Here is a 13,218-nt window from a genome sequence, read left to right as displayed (position 1 = left end):
TAAGGGACAATAAAACCCTGTTCTGACTTAGAACTTAAGACTTTCGACTTTTCTCACTAAAGACTATCAGGGAAACTTAACCCCATTATAATCTGATATGTTTACCTGAGGTATTGATGAGTTGTATTTGTCATTAATAGCCTTAATAAATTCATTGGCCACAATAGCATATCCACGCGGTGTTAGGTGTACGCCATCCAATGAAAACAGGCCGCCGCTGATGTAATTAGAATTAACGCTTACACCGTTTACCACAAGGCCGTTCTGTTTTATATTTTGTAAAAAAGTATAGGCATCAAATACCGCCAGCCCTTTTGATGCTGCTACTGATTTTATGGTGGTATTATAAGAAGTAACATAATCCTCGGTAAGGGCAACCTCTTTTTCGTCAAGTACATACTGGTTGTCGATAGGTGTATATGGTGTTAAACCATAAGGAAGGTTGCCAACAGGCGTTGCAACCGGTTGCCCGATTTTGCTTGTAGGAAAGGTAAGTATGACAAGATCATTGGTTGTTGCCGCACGTGGCGCATAAGTACTACCCGAAACCAGCGCATTAATATATAAAGCCTTTACACCCGGATTAGCTTTCTGTACACCGGCGAGTATAGCAGCAACGGTAACAGTATTAAAGTAAGGTATCGAAGTTACATCAGGTACGGTTGCAACTACGCCTTTTTGTCCTTTGGCAGTAAGGGTGTTTATCAATACATTGTATAAAGCAGCAAAAGTGCTTTTATCGGTTAGTACGTCGCCTGCACCGCCCGATGTGGCGTATGCCAAAGCATCATTATTCCCTAACCAGTTGGAGAAGAAAGTGAATGGTTTAGACATAACAAAATCAAGATACGTAGTAGAGTTTGTTGGCGCATTACCGGGTAACAGGCGTTCAAAATAGCCGTTAAGGTTGCCGTATGGCGCGTAAGTAATATGCATCAGTTTAATGCCAGGTACGCCATAATTGTTGATATCGCCGGTGTATTTGGTATATAAAGTAACGTTTCCAAAGCCGGGGACAGGCAATACCCCGCGTATTGCCAGGTTGGTAGTTACCGGAGTTGTAATAGGAGTACCATCGGCATTAAACCCGGTGAGCGATAAATAGCCCGATCCGTTTGCCTGGGCGGTACTGAATAATGGCTGCGAAAATGTGCCACCACCCACCGACTGCATTTGTTTACCTATAATGCTGGGATAAGATACCTGCTGGCCTGCAAGATACAAGCCTCCGTCGGCATACCCGGCTGTGAGTGAATTGCCCAACGCGATGTATCTTGAAAAATCCACAGAACCTGCAGATGGTTTTGGGGTATGTATCTCGGGTTTGCAGGCACCTAATAGAAATAAACCTGCAATAATATAAATATGTAGTTTCAACGTTTTCATGAATTGATTTCTTTAAAAGATTACCAATGATAGGCTAATGAGATACCTGGTATATATACATCGGTTTTAAATGTTCCGGATAACTGCGATTCGAAATTAGTTTGGGTACGCTGCATCAGGTGCTCATACTCAAAGGAAATATCTATATCAAGGTGTTTAGCAACGGTATAACCTAAACCAAGGGTGCCGTAAACCCGGTTGGCATCTGGAGCTTCGGGAGTTACATAGCCATCCAAAACGGCGGTGCTGGCATAGCCGCCGCCAAAACGTAGGGCAAGTTTATCATTTGCCTTGTACTGAGCGCCTCCGCGTAAACTATACGCCTGCTGGTAATTTCGGGCAGACTTAGTATCCTGTAATACTGCTGTGTTGGTTTTATAATCAAATGATAATGTTTTATAGCTATCCCAGTTTACGAGGTTAACATCCAGCGCCAAAATCCATTTACTGCCCGGATAAAATCCGAAGCCGATAGAATTAGTAGCAGGCAATGGTATGGTTGATCTAAAAGTATTGGGCTGCGGAAAACTGCTTTGTAATGATGCAGGTACAGTAAAAATGGCATCGCCGGCCGGAATCGTAGTATTTACCTGCGAGCGGTGCGTGATTCCAATGGTGATACCCGCTTCCGTTTTAAAGTAAACGCCCGCATTCCATCCGTAACCTTTGCCGCTACCCTTTAACCGGGCCTGGCCAACATCGCCATTGCTATTTGCCAGCGGGATGGCCCGTGTCAGGTCAACACTGCCGCGGTTGTAAACAAATCCTCCGCCAATACTCATCCAATCGGCCAATTTTACACTCAGCGTAGGCTGAATATAAATGGCTTTCAGATTAAGGCTTTCCAGCACGTATTTACCCTGCCAGGTGTTTCCCCAGTCGGTTAAACCGCCAAAGGGAGTATAAACACCAATACCCAGTTTCCAGAATGAAGATTTTGGCCCCCATACTGCATAAGCTTGAAATGGAGTTGCCACTTTATTTGAAGTGTGGTTTTGAATTGATGTTCCGGCCGGGTTGAAAACAGATTTGAATAATAGAGGGCTTATTCCTCCCTGTATGTAATTTTCGGGGAGCATAGCCACTGCACCTGGGTTAAAAAATACGGAAGCGCCATCCTGTACAATGCCCGTACCGGTATGGCCCATACCTATTTGCTTTTGCCCTTCCAGGTTAACCTGGAAACCCTGGGAATAAGCTAATAGCGGTGCTATGGTAAGCACCAGGAGTAGAATTTTTCTCATAAGATTATAATTGGTTGGCGACAGGAAATTGCTTTTAGGTTACAATTTGAAACTATCAGGGATAAAATTAGTTTGGATTGAAAAGAAAAAAAGGGCTATAATGCGGAGATATTAGTCAAAAAGTCGGATAAAACTTATTTTTAATATCAGATAAGAAAAATTGCCTTATAACCGTCTTTTTTAATAAATGCAGTAACTGAATTATAATATCTACACTATATGAATAATAAGGTTGGACAGTTAAGCCTGTCGAAATTTGCAGATCTATATGCAGATAAGCTGGCCGGTGCCGATTTTTTTGTTGTTGATGAAAAGCAGCTATTAAGCCTGAGCGAATATCCCTATCGTTCGGATGGTTATATCATCGGCATTTGTACACGGGGAACTGCCAAGGTTGAAGTAAACCTGCAAATTTACGATGCTCACCCGGATGCCATGCTGCTGGCAACCCCTTTTCATGTTTTAAGAATATACAATAGCAGCCCCGATTTTTTATGCCGGTTTGTTGTATTCAGTAAAGCTTTTTTGATCGAAAACAGCGTTAATAGTCATTTTCTTGAATCGTTCAGTTATTTTAACAGTGCATCTATCCCAGTGATCTATCCGGATAATGCCGATGCCAAAATGATACTGGAGATCTATTTATTGATCAGGCAAAAACTGACACGTGAAGGACATCCATATCATGTTGAAATATCAAGGAGTATTTTAATGACGTTGCTTTATGAGATCCAGGCTATTTACGAAAAGCAGCATATCATCATAAAAGGCAAGCAAACCAGGAAACAAGAGCTGAATGTACTTTTCCAGGCCCTGGTTTTCCATCATTATAAAGAACACCGCAACGTGCAGTATTATGCCGATGCGCTTTACGTCTCCTCAAAGCATTTAACAGAAACCATTAAGGACGTAACCGGAAGAACTGCCGGCGAATGGATAGATGATGCCGTGATTCTGGAAGCCAAGGTATTGCTGAGAAATCATGAAATAAGCATTGCCCGGGCTGCCGAGAGTATCCATTTCCCCGATCAATCTTCGTTTGGCAAATATTTTAAGAAACACACTGGTATGTCGCCATCCGATTACAGGGCAATATCTGCGCATTGATCTGGTAGTTACGAGGTTCATCCTGTGGTCTGTTTAATCACCATAGGCGTACGAAGGAGTTTTTAATTCCCTCCTTGGGGGGAGCGTTGGGATTGTGTAGTTGCAGGGAGGGGTTTATGCAGCATTTCAAACGAACAAACCCCTCCCGAGGGAGGGAATCGCACATTTCCCCCGCTCTTTTTTGTTTTCCCCAAATACTTCTACCAATATCCCCACACCCCATCCTTCCCCTCAATCATTTCCGACTTTTTGACTAATATCTCCGCATTGCTGCCCTTTCTTTGGTTTAATAATGCCTCTAATTTTACTCCTGATTATAAACCAATAAAACTTTATGAATGCCACAGAACCGATGAAAGCCATAAAAGGAGGCGAGTTTTTGATCAGGGAAACTTCCGCGGACAGCATTTTTATTCCTGAAGAATGGAATGAAGAACAGTTGATGATCGCTGAAACATGTACCAATTTTCTTGCACAGCAGGTGACACCAAATTTGCAGCGTATTGATGAGCAGGAGGAGGGATTAATGCGTCATTTAATGGATGAGGCCGGCGCATTGGGATTGTTAGGCATATCCGTACCTGAAGAATATGGTGGTTTCGGTAAGGATTTTAAAACGGCCATGCTGGTTACGGAAAAATTAGGGGCCGGTCACTCATTTTCCGTTGCTTTTTCGGCACATACGGGTATAGGCACTATGCCAATATTATACTATGGCAACGATGCTCAAAAACAAAAATATATCCCCAAACTGGCAAGTGGCGAGTGGAAGGGGGCATATTGCCTTACAGAACCAGCCGCAGGCTCGGATGCCAATTCGGGTAAAACCAGGGCAAAGCTCTCTGCCGATGGTAAACATTATCTTATTACAGGTCAAAAAATGTGGATCACCAATGCGGGTTTTGCTGATGTGTTTACCGTTTTTGCCAAAATTGATGATGATGAAAACCTAAGCGCGTTTATTGTCGAAAAAGATTTTGAGGGACTTTCGTTAAATACGGAAGAACATAAAATGGGTATTAAGGGAAGCTCAACCCGACAGGTGTTTTTTAATGATTGCAAGGTGCCGGTTGAAAACCTGCTTTCCGAGCGTCAGAACGGATTTAAGATTGCCGTTAATATTCTAAACCTCGGTCGTATCAAATTAGGCGGCGGAACCGTTGGCGCAAGTAAGGATGTGATCACCTCATCTGTACGCTATGCCAACGAACGGGAACAGTTTGGGCGGGCTATTTCCAAATATGGGGCTATAAAATATAAACTGGCCGAACAGGCCATCCGTACTTACGCTGCCGAATCGGCGGTGTACAGGGCCAGCCAAAATATGGAAGAGGCTACAGAAATGTTAATCGCATCGGGCCTTGATGAAAACAAAGCAAAGTTGAAGGGGACTGAGCAATTTGCCATAGAAGCCGCAATACTTAAAGTACATGCTTCAGAGGTTTTGGATTATGTAACTGATGAAGGTGTACAGATTTACGGTGGTATGGGCTATAGTGCAGAGGCTCCAATGGATAGGTCATACCGCGATTCAAGGATCAACCGCATCTTTGAAGGCACCAATGAAATCAACCGGTTGTTAACCGTTGATATGATGCTGAAACGCGCCATGAAAGGTGAGCTTGACCTTATGGGACCGGCCCAGAAGGTAGCCGGCGAACTGGTAAGCATTCCTGATTTTGGCGCTGCTGAAGAAGATGGCTTGTTTACTAAAGAAAAGAAATATATAGCCAATTTTAAAAAGGCCATATTGCTGGTTGCCGGAGCGGCTGTTCAAAAATTGATGACGCAATTGGGTAAAGAGCAGGAAGTATTGATGAACCTGGCCGATATGCTGATAGAACTTTATGTAAGCGAATCGCTTCAATTGAGGGTGGAGAAATTGGTTGGTTTGAGGGGCGAAGATGCCTGCAAAGAGCAACTGGATATGATGCGCGTATATATCAATGATGCCGCAGAACGCATTGCAAAAATGGGCAGGGAAGCGCTAAACTCATTTGCCGAGGGCGATGAAAAACGGATGATGTTGATGGGACTTAAGCGCTTCACCAAAACAGAGGATATTAATACCACCCAGGCACGCAGAAATATTGCAGCAAAACTGATTGTTGAAAATAAATATTGCTTTTAGTTTTTTAAAATCCCCTCTTGAGAGGGGGTGCGAAGGAACGAGCGGCAGCAGGGGTGTGTTTCTCCAACAAGTTTATCAAAGCAGAAACACACCCCTCCACCCCTCTCAAGAGGGGAATCGCACAAGCCCGCGCTTTTACTCCTCATGTTAACGGTAATGGGCATGGGACTTTCATTTCCCTTAAATAATATCAACCTAAAAAACGAAAAGCTGATAATGAGAATATTAGTGTGCATAAGCCAGGTGCCCGATACGAGCACTAAAATTGTATTGAAAAATAATAATACCTCGGTCAGTAGTGATGGCGTTACCTGGGTAATCAACCCGTACGATGAATGGTATGCATTGATCAGGGCTATCGAATTAAAAGAAAGCGGCATAGCCACCGATGTCCACCTCGTAACTGTGGGTAAAGCCGATGTGGAGCCCGTGATCAGGAAAGCATTGGCGTTGGGTGGTGATGAAGCCATTCGCATCGATGCAGATAGTAACGACCCCTATGAAATAGCGCATTATATAGCAGAGTATGCTGCCGGAGCGGGTTATGACCTTATCTTATGCGGCAAAGAATCTATCGATTACAATAACGGTACTACAGGCGCTATGCTGGCCGAATTGCTGGACATCGATTACATTGGTTTTGCAACCGGTATCCAGGTCGAGGCTGACACTGCTGTGGTAACGCGTGAAATAGAAGGTGGTGAAGAAACAGACGCCTGTAATTTGCCCTTGGTTATTTCCTGCCAAAAAGGTGTGGCCGAAGCCCGGATTCCCAATATGCGCGGTATAATGGCTGCCCGCACCCGTCCGTTAAAAGTTATCACACCATCAACAATAACGGCAGTAACCGAAATGCTTTCTTATGAATTGCCGCCGGCCAAGACAGGTATTAAACTGGTAAGCCCCGACAATCTGGATGAATTGGTAGAGCTGTTGCATACGGAGGCCAAAGTTATTTAATGATCATATTTATTATCCGGTGTGCGCACCACAGATGTTCGAAAAATGAAATTGCCTCTAAAAAATATGTCATTGCGAGCGTAGCGCGGCAATCTCGTAGCCAATGCATGTCCGATCTGCATAGCTACGAGATTGCTTCGTCGTTCCTCCTCGCAATGACATAGCTTTTTAACATTTACAATTGATCTGCATCTTCCGAACACCTATGGTGTGCACACTGGAGCGTCTCAACTAAAAAAAATAAAAAATGTCTGTAATAGTATTAGTAGAACATACCGGCGGAATTATAAAAAAACAAAGCTTTGAAGCAGTGCAATATGCCGCGCAGATAGCCAAAAAAATGGGTACCACAGTAACTGCCCTTGCTTTAGGCAGTGTGGCCGCTACAGAAATGGAAGGCCTTGGCCAGTATGGCGCCCAAAAGGTGCTGCACGTTGCCGATAGCCGTTTGAACGACCTGCATTCCGGTGCGTATGCCGGTGCATTGATAGCCGCAGCACAAAAGGAGGATAGCAAAGTGATTGTGACTCTTCATGACATTAAGGGTAGGGCGGTGGCACCTCGGGTAGCTGTAAAACTAAAAGCAGGCCTTGTAGCCGGTGCGCTCTCGTACCCTGATACAGAAAAAGGCTTTGTGATTAAAAAAGCAGTGTTTTCGGGTAAAGCATTTGCGTATGTAAATATTTTAAGTGAGGTAAAGGTAATTATGCTGATGCCTAATACCTTCCCGGTTGAAAAGCTGGAGGGTAAGGCGGTTGTTGAACAACTGGAGGTAAGCTTTAGCGAAAAGAATTTTAGTGTAAAAATTAAATCGGTAAACAAAGTAACCGGCGAGGTTCCGCTTGCTGATGCCGAACTGGTTGTTTCGGGTGGTCGTGGATTAAAAGGCCCCGAAAACTGGGGTATTCTGGAGGACCTGGCAAAAGAACTGGGTGCTGCCACAGCATGTTCGCGCCCGGTGGCCGATTCTCATTGGCGACCGCATCACGAACATGTGGGCCAAACAGGCGGCACCATTCGCCCTAATTTGTATATCGCCGTTGGGATCTCGGGAGCTATACAGCATCTGGCAGGAGTAAATGGTTCAAAAACTATTGTTGTGATCAACAAAGACCCGGAGGCCCCATTTTTTAAAGCTGCCAATTATGGCGTAGTTGGCGACGCATTGGAAATTTTGCCACGGCTAACAGCAGCTGTTAAAAAGTTTAAGGAACATCATCAATAAAATAATCAGAGCTATGGAGTTTTTTTATGAAGGACAGGTGCTATGGTCACAGATAGACTCGAACCAGCATATGCGGCATTCTGCTTATGCAGATTTTGCAGCTCAGGCCCGCATAATTATGCTGGAAAGACTGGGTTTAAAACTGCCCACTCTTTATGAATACAAAATAGGGCCGGTATTATTCAGGGAAGAGATGATTTACCTGCGAGAAATAGGGATCAACGAGCAGATCAGGGTAACCTGCGAACTCATCAGGTCCCGGCCTGATGGTTCGCGCTGGGCAATCAGGCATGAACTATACCGGAGCGATGGTGTTAAAGCTGCTATCGTAAATGCCGAGGGTTCATGGATAGATATGGAAAAGCGTAAACTCGCCATATTACCTGCGGAGTTAAGCGAGATGTTTATGAAAGCACCCCGCAGCAGCGATTATGTTGAAGAGGGCAATCCTGCCTGATGAGATTTACCTGTAATAATCAACTGAAACGATTAGTAGCTCAGCAGCTTTAAGCTTTATGCCTTCCGCTTTTAACTTTCTAATAATTTAAGTATGACCAACCTGAAAGACGCCTTTCAAAGTGCTGTTAAAGAGAGTAGAGAACTGCCCTCAAAGCCAGATAATGAAACATTATTACGCCTGTACAGTTTATATAAACAAGCAACGGAAGGTGATATAAATACAGGAAACCCTCCCGGTATGTTTGATTTTGTGGCTAAAGCAAAGTATGATGCATGGTTAAAATTGCAAGGAACTTCAGCAGATGATGCCATGCAGCAATATATCAATCTGGTAGCGCAGTTATCAAATAAAACCAATTAGCTTTAATCCGAAATATTGACAAATGTTTCCGCCGTTTAGACCTTTATAAAGCGCCGCAGAAATAGATATTTGTTATTATAAACCAACCGGCAATTACCGGGACTAAAATTATTAAACCATTTTATAATTCTACTCTGTCTCTTTTTTAAATGGGTTTTAGTTAATGCCGGGTATCACTCCTGGTAAAACTTAAAACGCATTTATACGCCCGTAAAAGAGCTGTTTTAATTATAAAAAACACCTAAGGCAATGTCAGCATCAAAAAAACATTTCGTCCGTTTTGCATTAATCCTGCTAACTATTGTAGCTGTAAGTATCAACGCAAAAGCGCAAACCGATAAAATTGAAGGCTTATGGTACAATGATGTAAAAAGTGCCAAAATCCAGATCACTAAAGAAAGCAACGGCAAGTTTTACGGCAAAGTGGTATGGCTTAAGGAGCCCTTAAAAAACGGGAAGCCTAAGGTTGATGAAATGAATACCGATGAAAAGCTGCGCTCAAGACCGAGGTTAGGCCTGCCTGTATTGGCCGATTTTGTAAAAGATGGTGATAATAAATATTCTGGCGGAACAATCTACGATCCCAATAACGGTAAAACATATTCCTGCAAAATGACCTACAAAGGCGAAACTCTTGATATCCGCGGATACATCGGCATTTCACTTTTCGGGCGTACAACTACCTGGTCGCGGGCAGAATAAATTAAATAATTAATAAAACAAGCAGATACTAATGGATGCTAAACGAATTATAAAAAAGGTTGCAGTATTAGGGTCGGGAGTAATGGGCAGTCGCATCGCCTGCCATTTTGCAAATATCGGCGTACAAGTACTGTTGCTTGATATTGTACCTAAGGATGCCCCTCCGGCAGATAAGAAAGCGCGGAACAAAATTGTGAACGATGCGCTTGACTTTGCTTTAAAATCAAACCCTTCACCCATCTACCTTAAATCATTCGCAAAGCGTATCACAACCGGAAATTTTGAAGGTGATATGCCCAAAATTGCTGATTGTGATTGGGTGATAGAAGTGGTGGTTGAACGGTTGGATATAAAACAGCAGGTGTTTGAAACGGTAGAAAAATACCGCAAGCCCGGAACGCTGATCACTTCAAATACATCCGGCATCCCGATACATTTAATGGCCGAGGGCAGGAGCGATGATTTTAAAAAACATTTTTGCGGCAGCCATTTCTTTAATCCGCCGCGGTATTTAAAACTACTGGAAATCATTCCAACAAAAGATACGCTGGCAAGTGTTGTTGACTTTTTGATGGAGTACGGAGCAAAATACCTTGGAAAAACCACCGTATTAGCAAAAGATACGCCGGCATTTATCGGCAACCGCATCGGGGTTTTCAGCATTATGAGTGTTTTGCATTATGTGGAGCAGACTGGTATGACCGTTGAAGAGGTTGATAAGCTCACAGGGCCGGTAATAGGCCACCCTAAATCGGCCACATTCCGTACCAATGATGTGGTGGGTTTGGATACCATGGTGCACGTTGCCAACGGCCTTTACAAAAACGCGCCCGGCGATGAGGCCAGGGAGTTATTCAAGGTTCCTGAATTTGTAGATGGAATGGTGAAAAATAACTGGCTGGGCAGTAAAACAGGTCAGGGGTTCTACAAAAAAGAAAAAGGTGAAGGAGGAAACCAGTTTTACGCGCTTGACCTGAAATCGCTTGAGTACAAACCTTCCCAAAAAGTAAAATTTCCTTCGCTTGAAACTACAAAAGCGGTTGATAATCTCCGGGATAGGCTTAAAATCCTGGTTGCCGCAAAAGACAAGGCCGGCGATTTTTACCGGGCCACCTTTTACCAGTTATTTGCCTATGCCAGTAACCGCATCCCTGAAATAGCCGACGAACTTTATAAAATAGATGCTGCTACCAATGCAGGCTTTGGCTGGGAACTGGGCCCCTTTGAAAAATGGGATGCGCTTGGCCTTGAGGATACGGTAAAAGCTATGGAAGTTGCAGGGCATAAACCCGCTCAATGGGTATATGATATGCTAACGGCCGGTGCAAGAAGCTTCTATAAAGTAGAGGATGGCAAACGATTGTACTATGATATCCCATCGAAAAGCTACAAGATAATTCCTGGTACGGAAGGACTTATTCTGCTCAATAATATCCGTGAAACCAATACAGTTTGGAAAAACAGCGGTACTACCATTACCGATATCGGCGATGGCATCCTGAACCTTGAATTTCATACCAAAATGAATACGATAGGCGGCGAGGTGATTGAAGGTATAAATAAAGCAATTACCCTTGCCGAAGCAAATTACCGGGGTCTCGTTATATCAAACGAGGGGGCAAATTTTAGTGCGGGGGCTAACGTAGGCATGATATTCATGATGGCCGTTGAGCAGGAGTTTGACGAGTTGAATATGGTGATCAAAGCCTTTCAGAATACGATGATGCGGATCCGTTATTCATCTGTACCGGTTGTAATAGCGCCTCATCAAATGGCCCTGGGTGGTGGCTGCGAAATGTGCCTGCATGCCGATAAGGTGGTAGCACATGCCGAACTGTATATGGGCCTTGTTGAGTTTGGCGTTGGCTTGATACCGGGAGGCGGAGGGACGAAGGAATTTGCCCTGCGTCTGTCAGACGAACTCCAGGAAGGAGATGTAGAGCTCAATAATTTCCGTGATCGTTTTTTAACCATCGGCCAGGCTAAAGTATCTACTTCGGCTTATGAGGCTTTTGAGTTTGGCTACCTCAAAAAGGGAAGGGACGTTGTCGTGGTATCACGAGAAAGGTTACTTGCCGAAGCCAAACAACAATGCCTGCAGATGGCTAACGAAGGGTACGTGCAGCCTATTCCGCGTGGCGATATCAGGGTACTGGGCAAACAGGCCCTGGGCCTGGGCTACGTGGGTGCCAATTCTATGTATAGCGGCAATTACATCAGCGAGCATGATGTGAAGATCTCGCAGAAACTGGCCTATGTACTTTCCGGGGGCGATCTGTCCCAACCTTCAATGGTGAGCGAAGAATATTTGCTCGGATTGGAGCGTGAAGCATTTCTTTCGCTTTGCACTGAAAAGAAAACGCTCGAGCGGATCCAATCCATTTTAACTGGCGGAAAAGTATTAAGGAACTAAATTTCAATAAGTATAAAATCTCAATAAAATGAACGCATATATAGTGGCAGCCAGCCGCAGTGCTGTTGGAAAAGCTACCCGGGGCGGGTTCAGGTTTACCCGTCCGGATACGCTTGCAGCGGATGTAATCAGGCATCTGCTGGCATCAGTGCCTAACGTGGATAAAGAACAGATAGACGATGTGATAGTAGGCAATGCTACACCGGAAGCTGAACAGGGATTGAATGTTGCCCGCCTGATTTCATTAATGGCACTTGATACCGATAAAGTACCCGGCATGACGGTAAACCGCTATTGTTCGTCGGGTTTGGAAACAATTGCCATCGCATCAGCAAAAATACACAGCGGCATTGCCGATTGCATTATTGCCGGCGGTGTGGAAAGCATGAGCCTGATCCCAATGGGGGGCTGGCGCATTGTTCCAAACGCCGATATTGCCCTTGCCCATCCTGATTATTATTGGGGCATGGGCCTCACCGCCGAAGCTGTTGCGAGGGAATATCACATCAGTCGCGAAGAGCAGGACCAGTTCGCTTATAATTCCCACCAAAAAGCCATCATTGCCATTAAGGAAGGCAAATTTAAAGATGAAATAGCACCGGTAAACATTGTGGAAACCTATGTAGATGAGAGCGGCAAAAAAAAGAAACGAGAATTTAAGGTAGATACAGATGAAGGTCCGCGCAGCGATACCTCAATTGACGCATTGGCTAAGCTTAAACCTGTGTTTGATGCAAAAGGTGTGGTAACTGCGGGCAACTCGTCGCAAACCAGTGATGGGGCTGCCTTTGTGATGGTGGTTAGCGAACGCTTTCTGAAACAGAATAACCTTAAACCCATTGCCCGGCTAATTAATTATGCCGTTGCAGGTGTGCCGCCCCGGATCATGGGGATTGGTCCGCTTGTAGCAATCCCCAAAGTGTTAAAAATGGCCGGGATGAAGCAGCAGGATATTGAGCTGATAGAACTGAATGAAGCCTTTGCTTCACAATCGTTGGCAATAATAAAGGGATTGGAGCTTAACCCCGAAATTGTAAATGTAAACGGCGGCGCAATATCGCTTGGTCACCCGCTTGGCTGCACCGGGGCCAAACTTTCTGTTCAGCTTTTTAACGAATTGAAAAGACGGGAAAAAAAGTATGGTATGGTTACCATGTGCGTGGGCACCGGGCAGGGCGCTGCAGGTGTATTTGAACTGTTATAGGAAATTACCATTATCTAAATAATTGC

General features: G+C 44.3%; 11 protein-coding genes. 9 read left to right on the top strand and 2 right to left on the bottom strand.

The window, feature by feature from the left end:
- Positions 1-66: 66 nt before the first annotated feature.
- Complete coding sequence (locus EAH55_RS19140) at positions 67-1,386, bottom strand: SGNH/GDSL hydrolase family protein (RefSeq protein WP_121811067.1); 1,320 nt, start codon at positions 1,384-1,386, stop codon at positions 67-69.
- A gap of 20 nt (positions 1,387-1,406) precedes the next feature.
- Positions 1,407-2,630: an OmpP1/FadL family transporter gene (locus tag EAH55_RS19135; protein WP_121811066.1), complete on the bottom strand. Its 1,224-nt coding sequence runs from the start codon at positions 2,628-2,630 to the stop codon at positions 1,407-1,409.
- A gap of 219 nt (positions 2,631-2,849) precedes the next feature.
- Between EAH55_RS19135 and EAH55_RS19130 the strand changes: the two genes are divergently transcribed.
- The 9 genes from EAH55_RS19130 (at position 2,850) to EAH55_RS19090 (ending at position 13,192) form a co-directional block, all read left to right on the top strand.
- Positions 2,850-3,737, top strand: a complete 888-nt coding sequence (locus EAH55_RS19130) for a helix-turn-helix domain-containing protein (RefSeq protein WP_121811065.1) — start codon at positions 2,850-2,852, stop codon at positions 3,735-3,737.
- Between the two features lie 334 nt (positions 3,738-4,071).
- Positions 4,072-5,868, top strand: a complete 1,797-nt coding sequence (locus EAH55_RS19125) for an acyl-CoA dehydrogenase family protein (RefSeq protein ID WP_121811064.1) — start codon at positions 4,072-4,074, stop codon at positions 5,866-5,868.
- 216 nt (positions 5,869-6,084) lie between these two features.
- Positions 6,085-6,828 carry an electron transfer flavoprotein subunit beta/FixA family protein gene (locus EAH55_RS19120; protein ID WP_121811718.1) on the top strand — a complete coding sequence of 248 codons (744 nt, stop codon included), beginning with the start codon at positions 6,085-6,087 and terminating at the stop codon, positions 6,826-6,828.
- Between the two features lie 247 nt (positions 6,829-7,075).
- The gene (locus EAH55_RS19115) at positions 7,076-8,053 is read left to right on the top strand and encodes an electron transfer flavoprotein subunit alpha/FixB family protein (protein ID WP_121811063.1); all 978 of its coding nucleotides are present in this window, start codon (positions 7,076-7,078) and stop codon (positions 8,051-8,053) included.
- A gap of 13 nt (positions 8,054-8,066) precedes the next feature.
- Positions 8,067-8,510 carry an acyl-CoA thioesterase gene (locus EAH55_RS19110; protein WP_121811062.1) on the top strand — a complete coding sequence of 148 codons (444 nt, stop codon included), beginning with the start codon at positions 8,067-8,069 and terminating at the stop codon, positions 8,508-8,510.
- A 93-nt stretch (positions 8,511-8,603) separates the two neighbouring features.
- On the top strand, positions 8,604-8,873 hold the full coding sequence (locus tag EAH55_RS19105) for an acyl-CoA-binding protein (protein WP_121811061.1): 270 nt from the start codon (positions 8,604-8,606) through the stop codon (positions 8,871-8,873).
- A 249-nt stretch (positions 8,874-9,122) separates the two neighbouring features.
- Entirely contained in the window at positions 9,123-9,575 is a 453-nt protein-coding gene (locus tag EAH55_RS19100) for a DUF2147 domain-containing protein (protein ID WP_121811060.1), read from the top strand.
- A gap of 31 nt (positions 9,576-9,606) precedes the next feature.
- Entirely contained in the window at positions 9,607-11,988 is a 2,382-nt protein-coding gene (locus tag EAH55_RS19095; protein WP_121811059.1) for a 3-hydroxyacyl-CoA dehydrogenase/enoyl-CoA hydratase family protein, read from the top strand.
- Between the two features lie 28 nt (positions 11,989-12,016).
- Complete coding sequence (locus EAH55_RS19090) at positions 12,017-13,192, top strand: acetyl-CoA C-acyltransferase (protein ID WP_121811058.1); 1,176 nt, start codon at positions 12,017-12,019, stop codon at positions 13,190-13,192.
- The last annotated feature ends 26 nt before the right edge of the window (positions 13,193-13,218 follow it).

It is taken from the genome of Mucilaginibacter kameinonensis, assembly GCF_003675385.1.
GTDB classification, from domain to species: domain Bacteria; phylum Bacteroidota; class Bacteroidia; order Sphingobacteriales; family Sphingobacteriaceae; genus Mucilaginibacter; species Mucilaginibacter kameinonensis.
Note: the sequence above shows the minus strand (reverse complement) of the source record. Positions and strands in the feature narration are given on the sequence as shown.